This window comes from Catelliglobosispora koreensis DSM 44566 (assembly GCF_000379685.1).
GTDB lineage: Bacteria > Actinomycetota > Actinomycetes > Mycobacteriales > Micromonosporaceae > Catelliglobosispora > Catelliglobosispora koreensis.
Genome location: NZ_KB903249.1, coordinates 1,423,027 through 1,444,394, shown reverse-complemented (window position 1 = coordinate 1,444,394; position 21,368 = coordinate 1,423,027). Strand labels below are relative to the sequence as shown.

The following is a 21,368-nucleotide window of genomic DNA, read 5'->3' as shown; positions in this document are numbered from 1 at the left end:
TGCCAAGATGTGCCGGTGCGTCTACGGGGGATCATCTCGCTATGCCTTGGTGCCGTTTTCCTGACTGGCTGCAACACCATGCCGCCCGAGCCGGCACCGTCGTTAACGCCGGTCGCCGCCGAGCGATCGCCGAAAGCCAAACCGTCGCCTTCTGAGGCGGCGGTTTCCGTTGCGGGGGCGACAACGGTCGGCCACAACCCGCCGGTCGTCAGCCACGGCTCACGGGAGCGTCAAGTCGTGGCGCTCACGTTTGACGCTGACATGACCGAGGTGATGCTGAAGAACACCAGCGCCTCGTTCGTCAACGTGAAGATCCTGGACATGTTGCAGGAGCGGCAGATCCCGGCCACGTTCTTCATCACCGGCCTATGGGCCAAGCGGTATCCCGAGCACACGCGCCGCATTGCCGCCGAGAACCGATTCGAGATCGCCAATCACACCTACAAGCACTCGGCCTATACGCCGAACTGCTACTCGCTGCCGCAGTTGCCGCGCACGGAACTGACTAGTGACGCGGCGAAGACGTTTGAGGTGCTCAGTGAATTTGGCGGTAACCAGACCCGCTACTTCCGCTTTCCCGGGCTGTGCCACGACACGGCCGCGTTAACCGCGCTCGCCCCGCTGGGCGTGACTGTCGTGGATGGCGATGTCATCTCGGGCGACCCGTTCGCGACCGCTTCCCGGCCGATCGTCGACGCGGTCCTGAGTCAGGTGAAGGCCGGCTCGATCATCATTTTGCACGTTACCGAGGCCAACGCTCAGTACACCGATGAAGCCCTGGGCCCGATCCTTGAGGGTCTAGCCAAGAAGGGCCTGACTCCCGTCAAACTGTCTGATCTGCTCAGCCGGCGCGGTTAGCGAGTGGCGACAGCGGCATCTAGCGCGGCGCGCATCTCGGCCGCGGGGGCTTTGACGCCCGTGAAAAGCTCGAACTGGCCGAGGGCCTGTGCGTGCAGGAGGTCCAATCCGGACACGATGCGGCAGCCGGCGTCCTGTGCCCCAGCGGCGAACGGCGTGGGCCACGGGTCGTAGACGACGTCAAAGACCACAGTGGACGGTCGCCACGGCAGCGGCGCGGTGTCGAGAACACCCTTGGGCACGGTCGAAATGACCACGTCATGCATCGTGCACCGCGCCAGGCCGGGCCAGGTTTGCAGCGACAGGCTCAGGCCAAGTGCTTCGGCGACCGGGTTCAGCTCGGCGGCCGCCTCGGGCCTTCGGGCGAACAGGACGACTTTGCGAGTACCCAATAAAGATGCGGCACCAAGGGCGGCCCTAGCGGTGCCCCCTCCCCCGAGCACGGCGATGGAGGAAGGTTTTTCCACGCCCCCGTGGGTGCGCAAGGCCTCGACCATGCCTGGCACGTCGGTGTTGTCAGCGAACCAGCCACCGTCACGACGGGCCAAAGTGTTGGCCGCGCCGACGGCGGTGGCGATGTCGCTGACGGAGGTCGCCACGGTCAGCGCGACTTCCTTGAGCGGCATGGTGAGCGAGAGCCCGGCCCACTCAGGGCCGAGCCCTTCGACGAAACCTGCCAGCGCCGGCTCATCGACCTCGATCGCCTCATAGGGCGCCCAGTCGAACAGCCCAGCCGCGGCGTAGCCAGCGTTATGCAGCACGGGCGACAGCGAGTGCCCGACAGGTTTGCCGAGCACCGCCGCCCGTTTGAGCATTAGCACCGAGCACTGCTCGCGAGGAAGCCGTTCTTGATGCCGATGTTGATGTTGGCGCAGTGCTGCGAGTCGGTCTCCGCGAACAGCGTGGTGCCCTGCTGGTCGACTGCCACCCAGTAGATGAACTTGCCCACGGCCGGATCGATGGCCGCCTTGAGCGCGTTCTCTCCCGGGTTGCCGATCGGCGTCGGCGTCAGGCCCTTATTGCGGTACGTGTTGTACGGGTTGCTGGCGTTGTTGAGCTCGCTGCGCAGCAACTCGTTGGAGTGCTTGGGGTCCTTGCCGTCCAGCTTGAACTTGTAGTTGAACGCCGCGTCGACTTCCATGCCGCGCTGCCACAAGTCGTTGTTGTAGACCCGGTTGTAGATGGCCCGCGAGGTCTTGGGCATGTCGTCGGCCTTGTTGACCTCGGCTTCGACAATCGACGCGGTGATCAGCGCCTCCAACGGCGAGATCTTGCGCTCGTTCTGCGCGCGGTCAGCGAACTTCAGCTGGCCGACGACAGTGTTGAACTTGTTGACCATCTTCTTGAGCGCGCTTTCGGCGGTTTCCTTCGGCGCGAACTCATATGTCGCGGGGAAAAGGAAACCCTCGATGGACTTGGTGACGGGCTTGCCGTCCTTGCGCGTGAACCACCACTCGGGGACACCGAGTTTCACCGGGTCCTCGGCTGCCTTCTTAAAGTCTTCGACCGGGATGTTCAGCTCTTTGGAGAGCAACGCGAAGATCTCGAGCGTGATCAGGCCCTCTTGAATGGTGACCCCGTTGACCACACGGTTCTTCGGGTCGAGCAGGGCGGTAACCGCCGCGTCGCCGCTCATCTGCTTGCGGAGCTTGTAGAACCCCGGCTGGATCTTCAGCGCGTCTTCGTTGCGCAGGCCCGCCTCAACAAAAGCCTTGGGGCTCTTGATGATGTCTGCCTTGTGCAAGGCGTTGGCGATATCGGCCTGCGTCGCGCCGGTCTTGATCTCTACCTGAGCCGTTTCTTCCAGACCCTGGCCCGCATAGTCAGGTGTCGTGAACCGCTCGGTGAACTCCTTGTAGCCGATGTATCCGCCGAGCCCGAGCCCTCCTAGGAGCAGGAAGGTGAGCAAAAGGGCGAACACGGAACGGCCCTTTTTCTTTTTCTTCTTTTTCTTGCTGCTTCGCTGTGGCGCACGGCCTCGCCTGTGCCGCCCCCGGTCATCGTGCTCATCAAACGCGAAGTCCAGGTCATCGATCATCATCCTTGCCTCCGCTGCGCGTCGAGCCAACTCTGCAGGATCTCCACAGCGGCCGCCTGGTCGACGACCGCACGCTGGCGTCTCCCTTTCACGCCCCGATCCGAGAGCCTACGGGTCGCCGCGACAGTTGACATCCTCTCGTCAGTCAGCACGACCGGCACTGGCGCGATGACTTGGGCGAGCTTGTCCGCATATGCCCGAACGTGGATCGCCGCCGGTCCAACACGACCTGCCAGGTCAATCGGCAATCCAAGCACGACTTCCACACTTTCATGCTCATCAACCAACTGGGCCAGCTCGACCATATCGGCTGGGACCGCCAGGGTGTCCGAATTGTCGCGTTTTATGGTTTTTATCGGAGTAGCCAGAATCCCATCGGGATCGCTTTTCGCGACCCCGATCCGGACCTGGCCAACGTCGACGCCCAGTCTGACACCCCGCATTAGAGGTCGCCGAGCGCCCGCTCCACCGATGCCAGTAGCTTCGGTGCTTCCTCGGCTGGCAAACCGCCGCCCTGCGCCAGATCGGCGTTGCCGCCGCCCCGGCCCGACAAGGCGCCCTTGACCAGGTCAGCCGCGGAAATTCCCTTACTCTTCGCCGCCGGGTTGATGGCGACGATCAGGCTTGACTTCCCGTTCGCACGCGACGCCACAGCGACGACCGCAGGACCGTTGATCTTGCCCCGGATCTCCTGAGCCAGCGTGCGCACATCGTTGACGGCAGCGCCCTCGGGAGCTTCCGTGCCCACGTAAGCCACGCCCCGGATGTCCTTGGCTTCGGCTGCCAGCGCGGCCGCGCCACCGAGGACGAGCTGCGCGCGCAACTTCTCCAGCTCACGTTCGGCGTCGCGCAGCTGTGCCACGGTCTGCTCCACCCGGTCGGCGACCTGGTCGTTAGGCACGCGGTAAAGCTCAGCCAGCCGCGACACCAGCAGGTGCTCCTTGGCCAGGTGCCGGAAGGCGTCCATGCCCACGAGCGCTTCGACCCGTCGTACGCCAGAACCGATCGACGCCTCGGACAGAATCTTCACCAGGCCCAGGTGACCGCTTCTGGCGGTGTGCGTTCCGCCGCACAGCTCACGGGCGTAGTCGCCGACCTCGACGACGCGCACCTGATCGCCATACTTCTCGCCGAACAACGCCATCGCACCCATCGCCCGCGCTTCAGCCTGCGACGTGACGAACGCGCGCACCTCGAGGTCCTGCATGAGCACCTCGTTGATCTGCTGCTCGACATCGTGCAGCACAGCAGCCGGGACGGCCTGCGGGGTGTTGAAGTCAAACCGCAGCCGGCCAGGCGCGTTCAGCGATCCGGCCTGGGTCGCTGACTCGCCGAGGAAGTTACGCATCGTCTGGTGCACGAGGTGGGTCGCCGTGTGCGCCCGGGAGATGGCCTTACGCCGGTCCACGTCGATCTCAGCGAAACCTGTCTCGCCCGCGCGCACTTCACCGCTGAGGATCTGTACTTTGTGGACGATCAGTCCTGGCACCGGCTGTTGCACGTCGAGCACCTGGGCGCGGCCGCCGCCGACCGTGATGATGCCCAGGTCGGGCTGCTGGCCGCCGCCTTCGGCGTAGAACGGTGTCGCGTCAAGCACCAGCTCGACGATCTGTCCCTCGCCAGCGGCTTCGATCGCCCCGGTCGTGCCGATGAGCGAACGCACCCGCGACTCACGCGTGATCTCGGTGTAGCCAGTGAACTCGACCGCTCCCCCGAGCTCCAGAGAGCCGCGGTAGGCCGACAGGTCGGCGTGACCGCTCTTGCGGGCCGCGGCGTCCTTCTTGGCACGGGTCCGCTGCTCGGCCATCAGGCGCCGGAAGCCTTCGGTGTCCACGTTTAGGCCCTGCTCCGCGGCGATCTCCAGGGTGAGGTCGATCGGGAAGCCATAGGTGTCGTGCAGCTGGAACGCCTGGTCGCCTTTTAATGTTGCCGCGCCGGCTTTCTTGGTGTCGGCGATAGCCGTGTCCAAAATGGTGGTTCCCGCGCGCAGCGTGGCGCGGAACGCCTCCTCCTCGGCATAGGCGTAAGAGCTGATGCGGTCGAACTCCTCAGCGAGCTCCGGATACGACGGTGCCATGCTGTCGCGCGCCACCGGGAGCAGCTGCGGCAGCGCCGGGTCCTCGTAACCGAGCAGGCGCATCGCACGGATAGCCCGGCGCATGATGCGGCGCAGCACATAACCGCGGCCCTCGTTGGACGGCGTGACCCCATCCCCGATGAGCATCAGTGACGTGCGCACGTGGTCAGCGACAACACGCAACCGCACATCGTCGGGGTGCGACTCACTGGCCACTTTGGACACAGCCTGGCCGTAACGCTTGCCGGTCAGTTCACAGGCACGGTCGATCAGGGGGCGGATCTCGTCGATCTCATACATGTTGTCGACGCCCTGCAGGATCGACGCCATGCGTTCCAGACCCATGCCGGTGTCGATGTTCTTGGCGGGCAGCTCACCGACGACGTCGAACTCTTCTTTCGACCGCACGTTGGTGATCTCGTACTGCATGAAGACGTTGTTCCAGAATTCGAGGTAACGATCCTCGTCGACTTCTGGCCCGCCCTCCTTGCCGTATTCGGCGCCGCGGTCGTAGTAGATCTCCGAGCACGGGCCGGCCGGGCCAGGGATGCCCATCGACCAGTAGTTGTCCTTCTTGCCGCGGCGCACGATGCGCTCAGCGGGCATGCCGGTCTTCTTCCAGATCTCAATCGACTCGTCGTCGTCGAGGTAGACCGTCGCCCAGATTCGTTCCGGGTCGAGGCCATAGCCACCTTCGCTGACCGGCTTGACCGACAGCTCCCAGGCCAGCGGGATCGCCAGCTCCTTGAAGTAGTCGCCGAAGGAGAAGTTGCCGTTCATCTGGAAGAAGGTGCCGTGACGGCTCGTCTTGCCGACCTCGTCGATATCCGGGGTACGGATGCACTTCTGCACGCTGGCGGCCCGCTTGAACGGCGGCGCCTGCTGGCCCAGGAAGTAGGGCACGAACTGCACCATGCCAGCGTTGATGAACAGCAAGTTCGGGTCATCGATAGCGGGCAAGGGGGCGCTCGGCACGACCGTGTGGCCGTTAGCTTCGAAGTGCGCCAGGAACCGCCGCTTTACTTCCGCTGTCCTCATCGCTTGCTATTCACCCTCTAATTGCTGCTTGAACTTCCCAAATCTCTCGCCGACCCCATGTGCCCACGGCAAATCCGGGGTATCCAGGGCCAGCCCCTCGGCGAACGCGCTTCGGATCTCGTATTCGCGGTCGGCCGTGGCCTCAGCGATGTCGTCGAACAATCCGCGCACCGAACCAGCCGCCGCGCCAATCGTCTCACCAGCGGTCGTGGCCAGGCCCGTGGGACTGAGCTTCTTGGACACGAAGCGCACCACCATCACACCGATGCCGATTCCCGCTCCGAGCCACAGCAAACGCCGGATCATGACTTAGCCCCTTCGCGTGCGCTTGCGTGCGCGCAGCTCGTCGCGGACGGCCTGGTCCTCGTCGGCTGCCTTGCGCTTGTTCGTCGCTTTGCGCACGCCATAGGTGAACGCGGCCGCTTTCACCAGCGGGTTGGCGGCCGCACTGGTCGCCACATTGACAAGGTTGGCCACATTGGCGGTGGCCGCGCTGACGTGCTGGGTCATCACATCGACCCGGGCCAGCTGCACGTTGACACCATCGAGCGAGGTCTGGAACTGGCCGAGCGCCGTGTTCACGTTGTCGACGGTCAGGTTCACGTTGTCGAGCATCGGACCCGTACGCTCATTGACCTGTTTCAGCGCCTCAGTCGCCTGGTCAACCGTGTGCCTCAGCCGCAAGATGGGCACGGCGAGCACAACGACAAGCATCAGGAACGCGCCGGCCGCGATCAGCCCCGCGATTTCGCCTCCAGACAAGGACATGGGAAAACCCTACCGCCTGGGGTATCTGCGTCACGGTGTCGGGGTTGGGCTCGTCGTCTGCAAGTCTTCGTCGTTGAGGTTCGGGTCGACCGTTGGCGCCGGCTGGTCACGCAGGCGCTCGTCCACGATCGCGTTGAAAACCTTAATGCTGACAACGGATCCGGAGCAGTCGCTGGGCGGCGGCCCGGCGCTCGCCGAAGCCGGCACTCCGGCCGACGGTTCGGCTGACGGATCAGACGAGGCCGTTGGCGCGATGGTCGGCCGCCCGTGCAGCTTGTCCTCACAGTCAGGCGGGCTGACCGTCAAGTCCAATGTGAACTCATCGCGGCGCCAGCACGTGTGGGCGTAACCGTCGACGACCTCGCACGTGGGCACATCGGTCATCTGCGTCCAGCCAGCGGCGACGAGCGCGTCCTTGTACGCCTTCTCGGTCTCCTCGATCGACTGCGCCGATTTCGTCTTGCGTTCCCGCAGACGGCAGTCCATGAGGCACCAGCGGCTGCCGGTGATGATGTCCTCTTTGGACACCGCCGCCCACGATGGCACGGGCAAGGCGTCCAGTGACGTGATCACCGGGTCACGGGTGGCCGCCTGGAGCACGAAGTAGAACGGCAGCGCCCCAACGATCGCGACGACCAGGGTGATCAGCGTCCACATGCGCAGCCGCTGCTGCTCACGCAGCTGCCGGCGCACTTCGGAACGCGCGCCGCGGATCGCTTCGACACCGGCGGCAAGGCCACCACGGGCACGCGGGCCTGTGCCGTCGTCTGGCATCGGCGGACGCGGGGCAATGGGCGGCGGCGTGACCGGTGGGGCCAGGATCGGCTCAACCGGCGCCCGGCGAACGGGTGGCACAGCTGGGCTTACCGGCGGTGGTGCGGCGGGTGAGAACGGCGCGCTTGGCACCCGCGACGGCGGAGCTGGCGACACGGGGGTCTCGGTGCCACCACCGGCGAACATCGACCGCGCCCGGCGCCCCTCGGGACTAAACGGGCTCGTGCTCGCGGCGGGTGGCAGGCCACCGGCCGGAGGCTCGCTCTCGCGGCGGCGCAACGGGGCGCCAGGGACGGGATCGGTGCGCGGTGGCTCGAAGGGTTCGGGACGGGCACGGCGGCCGCTGCCGGTGTCACGGCGGTCATCGCCGCTCCGGCGCGGGAAGGTCGTGTCCTCGCGCGGGAACGTGGGCTCTTCCTCGGGTGCGGCCCGGCGGCCACGGGTGGGCCGTTCGGTGTCCTCGCCGCGGCGGCGCCTGCCCTCGGGTTCCCGTGCCGGAGGCTCGGTGAACGTGCGGTCCCGATCGCGGTCCCTTTCGGCCGCTCGCCGCCCAATCAAACTGCTCGGGCTGCGGCTCGTGTCCTCGTCATCGCGGGCACGCCGGCCGATCATGCTGTTGGCGATCTCAGCCGCCCGGCGGCGGCCAGGGCCATCCTCGCCGCGGCGGGGCTCGTCGCGACGGGGTTCATCACGGCGGCTGTCTTCGCGCCGGGGCTCTTCGCGTCGCGGCTCACGTGGGCCGGGGTCACGCGGTGGGGGTGGCGGGTCGTCGTCGCCGCTTAGCGCGCTGAGCTTGGACCAGCGATCGGTGCCGCCGCCCTTGGCGCGTCCCGGCACCCTGTCTTCGGACTTCTTGGCGCTGCGTAGATCGTCGAGCCAGCCGGTCTCTTCCCTCGGCAGGTCGTCATCGTCACGGTCACGGCCGCGGCTCATGCCTTGTTAGTCCCTTCGTTTGCCCGGAGGACCTGCCGAAGTTTAGGGAGCCGCTCGGCGATCAGCCGCTCGGCCCCATGCATCGAGGGGGAGTAATACTCGACTCCGGTCAGTTCCGCGGGCGCGTACTGCTGTGTCACCACACCGCGCGGGTCGTCATGCGGATAGCGGTATCCCGCGCCATGTCCCAGGTTTGCCGCACCCTTGTAGTGCGCGTCGCGCAGGTGCGACGGAACGGCACCGGCTTTGCCGGCCCGCACGTCTTCGAGAGCTTTGGATATCGCTGTGGTGGCCGCGTTGGACTTAGGCGCGGTAGCCAGGTGAATGACGGCGTGCGAGAGGTTCAGCTGCGCCTCGGGCAGGCCAATCAATTGCACCGCTTGGGCCGCGTTAATGGCCGTCGTCAGTGCGGTGCTGTCAGCCAGGCCGATGTCTTCGCTAGCGAAGATGACCAAACGGCGGGCGATGAAACGGGGATCCTCGCCGGCGACCAGCATGCGGGCGAGGTAATGCAGCGCGGCGTCCACATCGGACCCGCGCATGCTCTTGATGAAAGCGCTGATGACGTCGTAGTGCTCGTCGCCGTCACGGTCGTAGCGAACGGCCGCCGTGTCCACGGCGCGTTCGGCGGTGCCGAGCTCGATTTCCTTCTGCCCCGCGGCGATCGCCGCGCCCGCGGCCGCCTCCAGCGCGGTCAGCGCTTTGCGGACGTCTCCGGAAGCCAGGCGAACCAGGTGATCCTCGGCTTCGGACGCTAGCGTGATCTCGCCGCCGAGCCCGCGTTCCTCAGCGACCGCGCGCCGGATCAGCATGCGCACGTCGTCGTCGTCGAGCGGCCGCAGCGTCAGCAGCAAACAGCGCGACAGCAACGGCGAAATAACCGAGAAGTAAGGATTTTCCGTCGTGGCGGCCAGCAACGTGACCGTGCCGTCTTCGACGGCGGCCAGCAGCGAATCCTGCTGGGTCTTGGTGAAGCGGTGCACCTCGTCGATAAACAGGACGGTGTGCGTGCCGGTGCCCCGGCGCCGCCTGCGCGCCGTATCAATCACCTCGCGCACATCCTTCACCCCGGCGGTCAAGGCGGACATAGCGACAAAATGCCGCTCACCTGAGGCGGCAACGAGATGCGCGATGGTGGTTTTGCCCGACCCTGGCGGACCCCAAAGGATGACCGACATCGGTGCCCCGCCGGCGACGATGCGGCGCAAGGGCGCACCCTGCGCGAGCAGGTGGTCCTGCCCAACGAGTTCTTCGAGGAACCGCGGCCGCATCCGGACGGCCAGCGGCGCGTCCGTGGCAGGTGCGCCAAAACCCGATGCCCCGCCAGCTGAGGGCGTCAGATCGAAAAGGCCATCGGGTTGCATCAGGCAGACGATACCTTGCCCTTGTGCCATTGCCATCTTCTCTGTCCGGACGGGAAGCGGTGCTCAAAGCCGCGCAAAACCACCCGTTCGCGCGCCTCCGGGCCACCAAACACCTTTGGGGGTACGCCGAAGAGCACGCCGTGGTCTGGAAGACCGACCGCCGCGTCTGCGGAATTGGCGACCCTGCGGCGGTGATCGCCCTGTGCAAACGGTTAGCCGAGGCCGGAGAGATCGGGCCGGGCACCCTGATCGAGGTGCCACGGGTGGATATCGCGGCTTTTAGCTCGTTCGACATCGCACGGCACGAGTATTGGTCGGTGCTGTGGACCCGCCAGGCGCTCCCCCACACGGAAACCGACGATCGTGTCGTGCTTCTGCCGCCTAGCGAGCACGCCGCCATTGACGCTCTCTTAGACGTGGCCTTCCCCGCGACCCGCAACCGTCCAGGCAACGACGACATCAAACGCTGGTTCGGCATCTACGAAGACGGCGAGCTGGTCGCGGTGGGCGCCGACCGCAGTGCCAACGGCGTGGGTTACCTGGTCGCGATAGCGGTCATGCCGAACCGGCAAAGCCGTGGCTATGGTGCCGCCCTGACCCGCCGCATGTCCCGTGAGCTGCTCGCCGACTCTGACATCTGTGCCCTCGGCGTTACCGCCGCCAACACCCGGGCCCGGGCGCTCTATCAGCGCACCGGCTTCACCGAGGGCATCGATCTAACCTCTATCCGCCTCGTCTAGCCCGTTTTAGTAGGCGAGCGCGGCACCAGGGTCGCCGTGACGGATGCGGTGCCGGATGGTGGCGTGCCTGCGGAACTCGACGATCACGAGAGCGACCAGCACCGCGACGAGGATGCACAGGTCGACTAGCGCGGGCAGGCGCATCGCGAGCACGGCCGGAATGAGCGCCAGCATGATGAGCGCGGCACCCAACCGGAACGGCTTGAGCAAATGGACGGTCCGCCAGGAGAACGCCACGTGCGCGAGAAGGTAAAGCGCCACCCCGCCGAACAGGGCCACGATGCCGACCGTCGTGAGTGGATCGCTCAGGTGCTCAAAGACCTTCTTCAATCCCAGTGACATCAAGATGATGCCCACGATCATCGGCATGTGGCAGTAGGTGTAGGCGTCACGTGCCAGTCGTGCGCGGGCGTTGTCGTCGGCGTGATGCAGCGCGTGCTCGGCCATGATCGCCGTGACGTCAAAGTAGACCCACCACAGCGCTGCCGTGACCGCGATGCCGAGCACCGAAGCGGCGATGATCGCCCACGACACCGGGATCTGGCTGACCCCAACACCAATGGACACAATGGATTCACCGAGCGCGATGATAATCATCAGCGCGTGCCGTTCCGAGAAATGCGAAGCGGCGCTGAGCTGCCAGCCCTCGGGACGGATCAGGAAGATGCCACCGGTCGTGACGGCCAGCGCGGCTGCCCACAGCCACGTTTGCGGCCAGTCATGCTGCGTGCCCGCCCACAGGAGCAACGCGGTCGTCAGCAGGTGCGGGATGAGCAGCAGCAAGGTGTTGCGCTGTGCCGCTGGCGAGCCCGTGGCCGCCACGAAGAGCGAACCGTTGTGGATCAGCTGAACAATCAGATAACAGACCGCGAAAACGAACGGTCCGTAGAGTCCACCGGGATTGTCGTGAAACGCCTCCGGGATCGTCACGTCGATGATGAACAGCAGTGCCATGACGGCGAACAAGATGAGCCGCACCGGCCCCTCATCGGCCTGCACCACGTTGCCGAGCCACGCGAATCCGGTCCACAGCCACCACAGCAACCCGAGCAGACACAACGAGCGCACAATCACCGGCCACGTCGGATCGTGCGCCATGAGCGCGGTCACCTGGGTGAAGCCGTAAACGAAGACGAGATCGAACAACAGCTCGACCGGGGTTACCTTGGCCCCCTCGGTCACAGCGGTCAGTCGCGGGCGCGGCGCAGCAGTCACGTGGATCATTCTGCCAGCGGGGCCGTCCGCTTTAGACGACCCCGAAGGAATTTCGCTTAACGCACAGCCCCACACGCCGCACACGGCTCCGGCGGCATGACCGCCAACCGCTCGCCCCTCCTAACTTAGTCTACTAGGCCCAGAGGGGGGAACGATGAGCGCCCATACGGATGAGGGCGTGGCGGGTGGCGTCGGTGACGAGTGGGGCGACCCACGGGCCAGGGTCCCACTGGTCCTTACCGGCGAGGTCGATGATTTTGGCGCGCTGCTTGCCTGCCCGCACGGCTGGCAGCGCGCAGAAGGCGGCGAACATTCGTTGTGCCGCTTCGCGTTCGGCGACGCCGATGGCTTCGGCTGGGTCTTCCGGGTGGTGCCGTTCGTCGCGTGCCGGATCGCCTTCGCGCACCCACGTGAGCACGACCAGAAACCTTGGCCGCATTGATTTTTCTCCTTTCGGCTTCGGTGGACACGCGACGGGACAGGGGGTTTCGCGGGCCCACCAGGTGCCGCCGCCGCGCGTCCGCTCCCGTCACCGCCGCCCCGATGGCTACCGATGACACGAGCACGCCGAGCAGCATAGCGGAGAAAACCTTGTCTGACCAGCAAGTCACCCCGAAATCGTGAGGCAAATGTCGGGATAGGACGGACACACAATTTCGTGATCCTGGTCACAAACGACGGTCAGCAAACGCTTGGCGGTAAGGTGTCCTCATGACGGTGAGCGTCTGGAGTGGGCTGGAAGCCGACGTCTTACGGGAAGCGATGCAGTGCGGTGAGGCCGAATTCGCCAAACTGGCAGGGGTTTCCGAGCGCACTGTGGGCATATGGAAACTGCGCGGCGGGGTTGTCCGGCTGCGCTGGGACATTCAGCAACGGCTCGACCGCCTGTTGAGCACGGCCAAACCCCTTATCCAGCAAAGGTTCGAGATAATCCGGCAGCAGTCGCCGGGCCGGGTGATGCTGACGCCCCGGGCGCCGAGGGTCCGGATCGGACTGTTCCGGTGCTGGAAAGCCGTTGGTTACCTTCATATCGCCTATCAGGCGGGACGTTCACGGGACGCGATGGCGATGGTGCCGCACGTCTTGGGGCACACCGAAGTCAGCCCTGCGCTCGCCTCGAGCGCCCATCATGTGGCGAGCGCGCTGTGCCTGCAGCTTGGTGACCTTCCGGCCGCAACCGTTGCGGCTCAACGGTGTCATGAGCTGGCGCAAGCCAGTGGCGTCGCGGTGCACATCGCCGCGAGCGCGCGGTCAGCCGTGCGGGTTCTGATGCGCGAAGGCAAGAACGCCAAGGCGATGCGGCTGGCGATCCGGGCAGCGGACTTTAGCGCAGGAAAGCCGAAGGAACGGTCCGTTCGCGGTTCGCTGTTGTTGCTCGGGGCGATCGCGGCGGCCCGTTGCGGCAACCGTGCTCAAGCACACGCGCTGTTGCAGGACGCCGCCGCAGAAGCCCAATACTTAGGCAGAGACGCCAACTTCGGCTGGACGTCGTTCGGTCCGTCCAATGTGCGGCTGCACCAAGCTGATGTGCTCACGACGCTCGGCGAGCCGTCCGAGGCCCTCAAAACCACTGTCACGCTGGAGAACCTGACCGCTGAACGGCAGGCTCGCTACTTCATGGAACGAGCCCGGGCGTGGGCCGCGCTTGGCGACCCCACCCGGGCTCTCAACGCTCGCAAGCAGGCTCAGTGGGTCGCGCCCGGGCTGCTGAACGGCTGAATCGAGGTGACCGGTGCCTTTGGCCTGGCGTCCACGCCGGCTTCCTTGCGCTGATCGGCCGTGATCGGCGTCGGGGCACCGGTCAGCGGGTCGAAACCGCCGCCCGACTTCGGGAAGGCGATGACATCACGGATGGAGTCCGTTCCAGCGAGCAGCATGCACACGCGGTCCCAGCCAAACGCGATGCCACCGTGCGGCGGCGGCCCGTACTGGAAGGCGTCAAGCAGGAAGCCAAACTTGTCCTTGGCTTCCGTCTCGCTGATGCCCAGCAAGCTGAACACTCGCTTTTGGACGTCGCCGCGGTGGATACGGATCGAGCCACCGCCGATTTCGTTGCCGTTGCACACGATGTCGTAGGCGTAGGCCAGGGCCTCATCGGGAGCCGACTCGAACCGGTCCACCCACTCCTCGTTCGGTGACGTGAACGGGTGGTGCACGGCGGTCCAGCCGATCTGCTTGCCCTTGTCGTCGGTGGCCGGCTCGAACATCGGCGCGTCCACGACCCACAGGAACGACCACTGACTCTCGTCGATCAGGTTGGAGCGCTTGGCGATCTCGATGCGCGCGGCACCGAGCAGTTCCTGTGACGAGCGCTTCGACCCGGCGGCGAAGAAGACCGCGTCGCCCGGCTGTGCTCCGGCCGCGTCGGCCAGTCCCTTGAGGTGTGCCTCAGACAGGTTCTTGGCGACGGGACCGCGGGCTTCGCCGGTCTCGGCGTCCAGCACCACGTAAGCCAAACCGCGGGCGCCACGGGCCTTGGCCCAGTCCTGCCAGCCGTCGAGTTCCTTGCGTGACTGGCCTGCCCCGCCCTGCATGACAACCGCGCCAACGTATTCGGCCTGGAACACGCGGAACTCAGTACCAGCGAAGAAAGAAGTCAGGTCGCGCAGCTCGATGTCGTAGCGCAGGTCTGGCTTGTCGGAACCGTAGCGGTCCATCGCCTCGTGATACGTCATGCGCGGGAAGGGAGCCGAGATGTCAAACGATGCCAGCTCGCCCCACAGCGCCTTGACGATCGCCTCACCGAGCTCGATGATGTCGTCTTGCGTCACAAAGGACATCTCGATGTCGAGCTGAGTGAACTCTGGCTGACGGTCGGCGCGGAAGTCCTCATCGCGGTAGCAGCGCGCGATCTGGTAGTAGCGCTCCATCCCGGCGACCATGAGCAGCTGCTTGAACAACTGCGGGGACTGAGGCAGCGCGTACCACGAGCCGGGCTGAAGCCGAACGGGCACAAGGAAGTCACGCGCACCCTCCGGAGTGGACCGGGTAAGGGTCGGCGTCTCGATCTCCAAAAAGTCCCGTGCGCCAAGGACTTCGCGGGCGATTGCGCTGGCGCGCGAGCGCAGCCGGATCGCCTTGGCCTGTCCGTCGCGGCGCAGGTCGAGGTAGCGGTGGCGCAGCCGCGCCTCTTCGCCGACGGTCACGTGCTCGTCGATCGGGAACGGCAGCGGCGCGGACTCACTCAGCACCTCAAGCTCGTTGACCGTCACCTCGATCTCGCCGGTCGGCAGCTCGGGGTTCTCGTTGCCCTCGGGCCGCTTGCCGACGGTGCCGGTGACCTTGACGCAGAACTCATTACGCAAGGCGTGCGCTTCGTCGGTGCTTCGGAACACGATCTGCACCACACCGGAGCCGTCGCGCAGATCGATGAAGGTCACCCCTCCGTGATCGCGGCGGCGGGCCACCCAGCCCGCGAGGGTTACGGTCTGCCCGGCGTGCTCGGCACGAAGCTGCCCGGCCTGGTGTGTACGGATCATGGTCGCTATTCTCGCATTTCCTCAAAAGTGCCTTAAGCCGCCCCGAAGAGCACCTAAGACCGCGTCGATCATCGATGGGTAGCGGTGACGCTGACGTGCGTGAAAAGACTAGCGCTCGCTCTGGTGGTTCTCGTGGTAGGTATCCCGTCTCCCGCGCTCGCGCACGGGACGATGGTCAACCCGGTTAGCCGTGCGTACACGTGTTACAAGGACAACCCGGAGCGCCCTTCGCTGCCGGTGTGCCGTGACGTGGTCGGCATCGGTGGCACGCAGCCACTCTACGACTGGAACGAAGTCAACATCGCCAATGCGGCGGGCAACCATCGCTCGCTGATCCCGGATGGCCGGCTGTGCAGCGCTGGCCGCGACAAGTACCGCGGCCTCGACCTCGCCCGCGCCGACTGGCCCGCCCAAGCCGTGTCGCCCGGGCCGTTCACGTTCCGGTTCATCGGCACCGCGCCGCATCGCGGCAGCTTCGAGCTCTACCTCACGCGTGACGGGTACAACCCCTTAAAGCCCTTGGCCTGGTCGGATCTCGAGGCCGCACCCTTTCTGCGGGCCACCGATCCACCCATAACCAATGGGGTGTACTCGATGAGCGGCGCCCTGCCCAGCAAGAGCGGCCGTCACTTGCTCTATGTCATATGGCAGCGATCCGATAGCCCGGAAGCGTTCTACAGCTGTTCGGACCTGACCTTCGGCGGCAACGGCACCCCGGGACAGCCCGTGCCACCCGCCTCGCCATCGCCATCGCCTTCTCCCACCGGTTCCCCTGCATCGCCTGGCAATCCCGACGCTTGCCTGCGCGCGGGCACCGGTCACATCGGCCACGGCACTTCCAACGTTGGCACAGAACCCGGCGGCAATGGACCCGGCTCTGGCGGGTCGAGCGGCTCTGGCGTGGGGTGTCCAGGGGACGGCGGCGGTGTGCCTCCGGCTGCGGGGGCGCCTGCTGACGATTTGCCGGGGGCACTGCCGCAGACGGGCGGGATTCCTTGGCGCTGGGGCGTTTACGGCGCTCTGCTGCTCGTCGCCGGGCTGTTCCTAGCTTGGTTCGCCCGCGAGAAGTGGACCGGACGGCACCGGGCTAGCTGACGGTGGTCACCTCGGCGTAGGGGCGGTTCTCCCACCACATCGCGTCGATGATGACTGACTGTCCAACCCGGTCGAAGCGCAGCACCACCCGTTCGGGGTGGGGTTGCTGGGAACTCATCTGGTAGCCGGCGTTCGGCGTTGCGGAAACCACCTCAACCCGGCCGCCGGCGATCCGGATCAGCGCCTGACCACCAGCAGTATCAAAGGTTCTCGTGAAAGCGGTGCCGTCGTAGGCCCAGCCGTCGAAGTAAGACGGGGTCGGCTTCGGGCTGTCAGTCCGGACCGGCGTCGTCACGGGAGCTTTGCTCGGTGTGGCCACGGGCGACGGTGCCACCGAAGGCGACACAGGCGGCGATGCCGACGGTGTCGTGGCCGGTGGCGCTGCCACGGGAGACAGCAGCGGCGCGAGCAACGGCCGCAGGCCCCACCACACGGCGCCAGCGGCCAGGACGGTTAGCACCGCCCAGCCCACCGCGTAAGTGAAGACCCTAGAAGACCGCACTCGCATATCTAACCTGAACAGCCTAAGGTCCGACCATGCCCTTGGTTCTCATCGTTGAGGACGACCCGATCATCCGGGAAGCACTTAGCGACGCCCTCAGCCACGCCGGCCATGCCGTGCGTGCGGTTGACACGGCGCTAGCCGGGCTGCGCGAACTGCGGCATGAAGAGCCTGACCTGGTCATTCTCGACCTCGGCTTGCCCGACCTCGACGGGTCGGATGCGCTTCGCATGCTCCGCGCGGTCTCTGATGTGCCCGTCATCGTGGCCACGGCACGGCGCGGTGAACTTGAGGCGATCAAACTGCTGAACGCGGGCGCCGATGACTACCTCACCAAGCCCTTTTCCGCCGCGCACGTGCTGGCCAGGGTCTCAGCCGTGCTACGCCGCACGCGTTCGCGTGGTGAGCAGGCGGGCGCGATCGTCGAGATCGGGCCGCTGCGCCTCGATGAGGGCGCCCGCAGCGCCACGCTTGACGGGCTGCCGCTAACTCTCACCCGCAAGGAGTACGACGTTTTGGCATACCTGGCCGCGCGCCCCGGCCGGGTCGTTACCCGTAAGGAACTTTTCACTGAGGTCTGGCAGCAGCCCTTCGTCGGGGCGGATCAGACGCTCGACGTCCACTTGTCCTGGCTGCGGCGCAAGCTCGGCGAGACCGCCGCGCGCCCGCGTCTGCTCAGAACGGTGCGTGGCGTTGGCGTCATGCTGGTGCCACCGTCCTAAAGAGAGCCGTCATGAGGGGAACACTTATCCGCGGGACGCTCGCGGTCACCACGTCGATCGCGATCGCATTCGGGGTGCCCACAGCCCTTGCGGTCAAACGCATCGCCGAGGACCGCGCGATGATCGACGCGCGGATGCGCTCGGTGGATGTGTCCACGGTGGACGTCAGCGCCGACGTCACGCGGGCATGGCTAACGATGGCCGGAATAGCTGTCATCCTCATCGCGGGCTCGGTCGTGATGGCCGACCGTTTCGGGATCCGGGCGATCCGCGCGATGGACGCCGAACGGGAAGTCGCGGCCGACCTTTCGCACCGGCTGCGCACTCCGCTAACGGCTCTGCGGCTAGACGCTGACGCGCTTCCGCCCGGGCCGGTGGCCGACCGGATGCGCCAAGCCGTGGAAGCACTTGACGCCGAGATCGACGCCATCATCCTTGGCGCGCGCAGTTCGAGCGCGGCACGGGCCGTGGAGAAGACTGATCTCGTTGATGTTCTGGCGGACCGTCTAGCGTTCTGGGCGGTCCTGGCCGAAGACCACGGGCGTCAGTTCTCCGTACGTGGAGCGGAACACCAAGTGCTGCTTCAGGTGCCGCGAGCAGACGTCATAGCTGCCGTGGACGCCTTACTCGGCAACGTCTTCGAGCACACCCCGCAGGGCACCCCGTTCCGCGTCACCGTTTCGCGCCATGGACTGTCCGTTGAGGACGGTGGTCCCGGCATCGCTGACGCACGGGCCGCCATGCAACGCGGCACCGGCGCTGACGGTCTGGGCCTGGACATCGTGTCCCGCATCGCCCGCCAGGCCGGCGGTCAGGTCAGCATCAGCCGCAGCGACATGGGTGGCGCTTGCGTGACGATGACGCTCGCTGGGAAAGCCGGCTAGCCGGCGAGGTACTCGGCGGCGGCGAGGCCGCAAACCGTTGCCGCGCCATGGGTCGCGATGTGACCCGCGCCGATCGGCTCGCTTGCGGGCACGCCCATCTCGACGATGATGCTGTCGGGGCGGGCTTCCACGATTTTGTGCAGGAGCACCTGCAGCCACGGATAGCGGTGCGGGTCCCGGCAAACGAGCACGGGAGTCTTGCCGTTGAGGCGCCCCAGCACATCGTCGGCCGTGACACCTTCGGTGAACCGCGTGACCGTCGTTTCTGGACGCAGCTGGGTCAGCGGGGCGCCTATCCCCCACGGCGTACGCGGCTCGATCGCCATGTTGGTGGAAACGCTGAACTCGGCCACGTGTGCCGGACCGCTGAGGCGGGCGTTGCCAGACACCCGCAGCGCGCGCCGGGCGGCGGTCAGCCCGACGGGTTCGCCTGAGCGCCCACGCCACGCCATCGCCGCGGTAGACCGCGCGACTTTGGCCGCGAAACTGTCAGCGGCGAAAGCGGCCACCTTCGCGGCCGCTTCCACGAGACGTTCCTCCGGCAGCTCGCCTGATGTCACCGCGTCCACGATGGCGTCGCGCAACATCACGGCCACGTTCTCGCCGTAGTTTTCGCCACCGACGCAAATGGCGTCGGCCCCTGCGGCGACAGCGCGCACCGCGGCACCGGCAAGGCCGTAACGCTTGGCCACCGAAGCCATCTCGATCGCGTCGGTGACGATCAGCCCGGTGAAGCCGAGCCGTTCGCGCAACAGGTTGGCCAGCACGACGGTGCTCATGGTCGCGGGGCTGTCGTTGTCGAGCGCGGGAACGAGCAGATGCGCGGTCATGATGGCACGCACGCCCGCGTCGATCGCCGCCGCGAACGGTGGCAGCTCGACACGCTCCAATCGCGACAGTTCCACTTCGACGACGGGAAGGCCGTGGTGCGAGTCGACGCCGGTGTCACCGTGCCCGGGGAAATGCTTGGCGCAGGCGGCGACGCCGGTGGACTGCAGACCTCGTACCCACGCTGCGGTGTGGCGGGCGACCAGCCACGGATCGGCGCCGAAGGAACGGACCCCGATCACCGGGTTGGCGGGGTTGTTGTTGACGTCAGCCGCTGGGGCGTAGTTCATCGTGATGCCGGCGTCGGCGAGTTGCCGTCCAATGTCGGCGGCGACAGCCTCGGTGAGGGCCGGATCGTCCACCGTGCCCAGGGCGAAGTTGCCGGGACGGCGGCTGCCGCCATCGACATCAAGCCGGGTCACGTCACCGGATTCCTCATCGACGGCGATGACGACGTTGGGGTTCTCAGCTGTTAAGGCGGCGGTGAGGCGGGTCAATTGTTCGGCATCGACGATGTTGCGAGCGAACAGGACGACTCCGCCTAGCCCCTCAGACAGTCGCCGCCGGATCCAATCCGGCGGCGTCGTCCCCTCAAAAGCTGGCTGTAGCAGCGCATCGGCCAGTCGCAACAGACGGTGGTCACGCAAAACCCCCGTCGACATGGTCGGTGTCATTGCGCTGTGGCCCCCCAAGTTGGCTGACAAGAGTGGCCACAGACTATTACTAAACTTTACTAACCAAAAGACCCGCCGATGACCGGAACCAGGTCGCCCTCGGCGGGCAGCCAAGTTTCCGCTGCTGCTGGCACTTGCTCACCGGAACGAATGTCCTTGACTGTGTCTGATCCGTCAGCTCCGGCGAACCAGACGAACGGGATCCCCCGGCGTTCCGCGTACTTGATTTGCTTGCCGAACTTCGCCGCGCTCGGCGCCACCTCGGTCGCGATCCCGCGCGCGCGGAGCTTGGCCGCGGTCAGGTTCGCCGCCGGACGGTCCTGTTCGGCGGCAAGGGCGATCACGACACAGGTTGGCACATCGCGGCTGACCGTCAGCGCGTTCTGCCCGAACAGCAAACCGAGCATGCGGCTGATGCCGATCGAGATGCCAACCCCCGGGAACCGGTCCTTGCCCGAGCTCGCCAGGTTGTCGTAACGCCCGCCAGAGCAGATCGATCCAGCCTTCTCGTAACCGAGCATCTGTGTCTCGTAGACCGTGCCCGTGTAGTAGTCGAGCCCACGGGCGATCTTCAGCTCGGCGTAGCAGAGGCCTGGCGCGTGTGCCCGGGCGGTCTCGACCACATTGGACAGTTCCGCGAGGCCCTCGTCGAGCAGATCGTCCTTCACGCCGAGCTTCTGCACGAGGTCCACAAAGGACCCGTCTGGCGTGGAGATCTCAGCGAGCCGCAGCGCGAGTTCGGCCTGCTTCTCCGAGACACCGATGGACGCCAGTTCTTTGGTGACGCCGTCTGGGCCAATCTTGTCGAGCTTGTCCACCGCGCGGACCGCCGCTTCAGTGTCCTCAACGCCCAGGCCACGGTAGAACCCGGCGAGCACCTTGCGGTTGTTGACCTGAATGCGGATCGGCGGCACCGGCAGTCCACTCAGGACATCCGCGATGATCAGCGGCAGCTCCGCCTCGTAGTGCGACGGCAGCGTGTCCCGGTCGACGATGTCGATGTCAGCCTGAAGGAACTCGCGGTAACGCCCCTCCTGCGGACGCTCACCCCGCCAGCACTTCTGGATCTGGTACCGCCGGAACGGGAACTGCAGCTTGCCCGCGTGCTCCAGCACGTACCGGGCGAACGGCACCGTCAGGTCGAAATGCAGCCCGAGCGTCGAGTCGGACACGTCGTCGCTGTCAGCTTGCAAGCGCCGCAGGAGATAGACCTCTTTGGAGGTCTCCCCTTTCTTCAGGAGCGTGTCCAGCGGCTCGACCGAGCGCGTCTCCAGCGGCGAGAAGCCGTAGAGCTCGAAGACGCGGCGAGCCCGGTCGATCACGGCCTGCTCGATCATGCGTTGCGGCGGCAGCCACTCTGGAAAACCAGAAAGAGCCAT

General features: G+C 66.0%; 20 protein-coding genes. 6 read left to right on the top strand and 14 right to left on the bottom strand.

Annotation, left to right across the window (positions count from 1 at the left end):
• The first annotated feature begins 15 nt into the window (after positions 1-15).
• A complete protein-coding gene (locus A3E1_RS39285; RefSeq protein ID WP_245571092.1) occupies positions 16-858 on the top strand; it encodes a polysaccharide deacetylase family protein in 843 nt (280 codons plus the stop codon).
• Here the strand turns inward: A3E1_RS39285 and A3E1_RS0106725 are convergent.
• Genes A3E1_RS0106725 through A3E1_RS39275 form a run of 8 tightly spaced genes read right to left on the bottom strand, consistent with a single transcriptional unit; the run spans position 855 to position 9,850 of the window.
• On the bottom strand, positions 855-1,673 hold the full coding sequence (locus A3E1_RS0106725; protein ID WP_020519988.1) for a shikimate dehydrogenase: 819 nt from the start codon (positions 1,671-1,673) through the stop codon (positions 855-857). The two genes, A3E1_RS39285 and A3E1_RS0106725, sit on opposite strands and share 4 nt — an antisense overlap.
• Entirely contained in the window at positions 1,673-2,899 is a 1,227-nt protein-coding gene (gene mltG, locus A3E1_RS0106720) for an endolytic transglycosylase MltG (protein ID WP_245571091.1), read from the bottom strand. The genes A3E1_RS0106725 and mltG overlap by 1 nt, the downstream gene beginning before the upstream one ends.
• Positions 2,896-3,339, bottom strand: a complete 444-nt coding sequence (gene ruvX / locus A3E1_RS0106715) for a Holliday junction resolvase RuvX (protein ID WP_020519986.1) — start codon at positions 3,337-3,339, stop codon at positions 2,896-2,898. The genes mltG and ruvX overlap by 4 nt, the downstream gene beginning before the upstream one ends.
• The gene (alaS, locus tag A3E1_RS0106710; RefSeq protein WP_020519985.1) at positions 3,339-6,011 is read right to left on the bottom strand and encodes an alanine--tRNA ligase; all 2,673 of its coding nucleotides are present in this window, start codon (positions 6,009-6,011) and stop codon (positions 3,339-3,341) included. Before alaS ends, ruvX begins: the two co-directional genes overlap by 1 nt.
• Positions 6,012-6,017: 6 nt before the next feature.
• Positions 6,018-6,317 (bottom strand): hypothetical protein, encoded by a 300-nt coding sequence (locus tag A3E1_RS39280; protein WP_020519984.1) that lies wholly within the window; start codon positions 6,315-6,317, stop codon positions 6,018-6,020.
• A 3-nt stretch (positions 6,318-6,320) separates the two neighbouring features.
• On the bottom strand, positions 6,321-6,773 hold the full coding sequence (locus A3E1_RS0106700; protein WP_026208161.1) for a DUF948 domain-containing protein: 453 nt from the start codon (positions 6,771-6,773) through the stop codon (positions 6,321-6,323).
• A 36-nt stretch (positions 6,774-6,809) separates the two neighbouring features.
• A complete protein-coding gene (locus A3E1_RS48320) occupies positions 6,810-8,486 on the bottom strand; it encodes a hypothetical protein (protein ID WP_051104805.1) in 1,677 nt (558 codons plus the stop codon).
• The gene (locus tag A3E1_RS39275; RefSeq protein WP_083929398.1) at positions 8,483-9,850 is read right to left on the bottom strand and encodes a replication-associated recombination protein A; all 1,368 of its coding nucleotides are present in this window, start codon (positions 9,848-9,850) and stop codon (positions 8,483-8,485) included. Before A3E1_RS39275 ends, A3E1_RS48320 begins: the two co-directional genes overlap by 4 nt.
• Positions 9,851-9,873: 23 nt before the next feature.
• Here A3E1_RS39275 and A3E1_RS39270 point away from each other — a divergent pair, with 23 nt between their 5' ends.
• Positions 9,874-10,590 carry a GNAT family N-acetyltransferase gene (locus tag A3E1_RS39270; protein ID WP_157631340.1) on the top strand — a complete coding sequence of 239 codons (717 nt, stop codon included), beginning with the start codon at positions 9,874-9,876 and terminating at the stop codon, positions 10,588-10,590.
• A 6-nt stretch (positions 10,591-10,596) separates the two neighbouring features.
• Here A3E1_RS39270 and A3E1_RS0106680 read toward each other — a convergent pair whose 3' ends face one another.
• Together A3E1_RS0106680 and A3E1_RS44505 are read right to left on the bottom strand one after the other, a co-directional pair.
• On the bottom strand, positions 10,597-11,805 hold the full coding sequence (locus A3E1_RS0106680) for a low temperature requirement protein A (RefSeq protein WP_026208159.1): 1,209 nt from the start codon (positions 11,803-11,805) through the stop codon (positions 10,597-10,599).
• A gap of 133 nt (positions 11,806-11,938) precedes the next feature.
• Positions 11,939-12,244 carry a hypothetical protein gene (locus A3E1_RS44505; protein WP_020519979.1) on the bottom strand — a complete coding sequence of 102 codons (306 nt, stop codon included), beginning with the start codon at positions 12,242-12,244 and terminating at the stop codon, positions 11,939-11,941.
• Positions 12,245-12,516: 272 nt separating this feature from the next.
• Here A3E1_RS44505 and A3E1_RS44500 point away from each other — a divergent pair, with 272 nt between their 5' ends.
• Complete coding sequence (locus A3E1_RS44500) at positions 12,517-13,524, top strand: hypothetical protein (protein ID WP_020519978.1); 1,008 nt, start codon at positions 12,517-12,519, stop codon at positions 13,522-13,524.
• On the opposite strand, the gene aspS is transcribed toward A3E1_RS44500, so the two are convergent.
• Positions 13,491-15,284 carry an aspartate--tRNA ligase gene (aspS, locus tag A3E1_RS0106665; protein WP_020519977.1) on the bottom strand — a complete coding sequence of 598 codons (1,794 nt, stop codon included), beginning with the start codon at positions 15,282-15,284 and terminating at the stop codon, positions 13,491-13,493. The genes A3E1_RS44500 and aspS overlap by 34 nt on opposite strands.
• Positions 15,285-15,383: 99 nt before the next feature.
• Here aspS and A3E1_RS48800 point away from each other — a divergent pair, with 99 nt between their 5' ends.
• Positions 15,384-16,379: a lytic polysaccharide monooxygenase auxiliary activity family 9 protein gene (locus A3E1_RS48800; RefSeq protein ID WP_157631339.1), complete on the top strand. Its 996-nt coding sequence runs from the start codon at positions 15,384-15,386 to the stop codon at positions 16,377-16,379.
• On the opposite strand, the gene A3E1_RS44490 is transcribed toward A3E1_RS48800, so the two are convergent.
• A complete protein-coding gene (locus A3E1_RS44490; protein ID WP_157631338.1) occupies positions 16,372-16,881 on the bottom strand; it encodes a hypothetical protein in 510 nt (169 codons plus the stop codon). The genes A3E1_RS48800 and A3E1_RS44490 overlap by 8 nt on opposite strands.
• 35 nt (positions 16,882-16,916) lie before the next feature.
• On the opposite strand from A3E1_RS44490, the gene A3E1_RS0106650 reads away from it, so the two are divergent.
• Together A3E1_RS0106650 and A3E1_RS39245 are read left to right on the top strand one after the other, a co-directional pair.
• Entirely contained in the window at positions 16,917-17,603 is a 687-nt protein-coding gene (locus tag A3E1_RS0106650; protein ID WP_020519974.1) for a response regulator transcription factor, read from the top strand.
• Positions 17,604-17,614: 11 nt separating this feature from the next.
• Positions 17,615-18,487 (top strand): sensor histidine kinase, encoded by an 873-nt coding sequence (locus A3E1_RS39245; RefSeq protein WP_020519973.1) that lies wholly within the window; start codon positions 17,615-17,617, stop codon positions 18,485-18,487.
• On the opposite strand, the gene A3E1_RS0106640 is transcribed toward A3E1_RS39245, so the two are convergent.
• Both A3E1_RS0106640 and hisS read right to left on the bottom strand, forming a co-directional pair.
• The gene (locus A3E1_RS0106640) at positions 18,484-19,977 is read right to left on the bottom strand and encodes a glycoside hydrolase family 3 protein (protein WP_020519972.1); all 1,494 of its coding nucleotides are present in this window, start codon (positions 19,975-19,977) and stop codon (positions 18,484-18,486) included. The two genes, A3E1_RS39245 and A3E1_RS0106640, sit on opposite strands and share 4 nt — an antisense overlap.
• A gap of 71 nt (positions 19,978-20,048) precedes the next feature.
• Positions 20,049-21,368: a histidine--tRNA ligase gene (gene hisS / locus A3E1_RS0106635; RefSeq protein ID WP_020519971.1), complete on the bottom strand. Its 1,320-nt coding sequence runs from the start codon at positions 21,366-21,368 to the stop codon at positions 20,049-20,051.

Coding starts and splice junctions, on each gene's coding strand:
- A3E1_RS0106725 (WP_020519988.1), bottom strand. CDS start 1,673: ATGCTCAAACGGGCGGCGGTGCTCGGCAAACCTGTCGGGCACTCGCTG.
- mltG (WP_245571091.1), bottom strand. CDS start 2,899: ATGATGATCGATGACCTGGACTTCGCGTTTGATGAGCACGATGACCGG.
- ruvX (WP_020519986.1), bottom strand. CDS start 3,339: ATGCGGGGTGTCAGACTGGGCGTCGACGTTGGCCAGGTCCGGATCGGG.
- alaS (WP_020519985.1), bottom strand. CDS start 6,011: ATGAGGACAGCGGAAGTAAAGCGGCGGTTCCTGGCGCACTTCGAAGCT.
- A3E1_RS39280 (WP_020519984.1), bottom strand. CDS start 6,317: ATGATCCGGCGTTTGCTGTGGCTCGGAGCGGGAATCGGCATCGGTGTG.
- A3E1_RS48320 (WP_051104805.1), bottom strand. CDS start 8,486: ATGAGCCGCGGCCGTGACCGTGACGATGACGACCTGCCGAGGGAAGAG.
- A3E1_RS39275 (WP_083929398.1), bottom strand. CDS start 9,850: ATGCAACCCGATGGCCTTTTCGATCTGACGCCCTCAGCTGGCGGGGCA.
- A3E1_RS44505 (WP_020519979.1), bottom strand. CDS start 12,244: ATGCGGCCAAGGTTTCTGGTCGTGCTCACGTGGGTGCGCGAAGGCGAT.
- A3E1_RS44500 (WP_020519978.1), top strand. CDS start 12,517: ATGACGGTGAGCGTCTGGAGTGGGCTGGAAGCCGACGTCTTACGGGAA.
- aspS (WP_020519977.1), bottom strand. CDS start 15,284: ATGATCCGTACACACCAGGCCGGGCAGCTTCGTGCCGAGCACGCCGGG.
- A3E1_RS0106650 (WP_020519974.1), top strand. CDS start 16,917: ATGCCCTTGGTTCTCATCGTTGAGGACGACCCGATCATCCGGGAAGCA.
- A3E1_RS39245 (WP_020519973.1), top strand. CDS start 17,615: ATGAGGGGAACACTTATCCGCGGGACGCTCGCGGTCACCACGTCGATC.
- A3E1_RS0106640 (WP_020519972.1), bottom strand. CDS start 19,977: ATGTCGACGGGGGTTTTGCGTGACCACCGTCTGTTGCGACTGGCCGAT.
- hisS (WP_020519971.1), bottom strand. CDS start 21,368: ATGGCTCTTTCTGGTTTTCCAGAGTGGCTGCCGCCGCAACGCATGATC.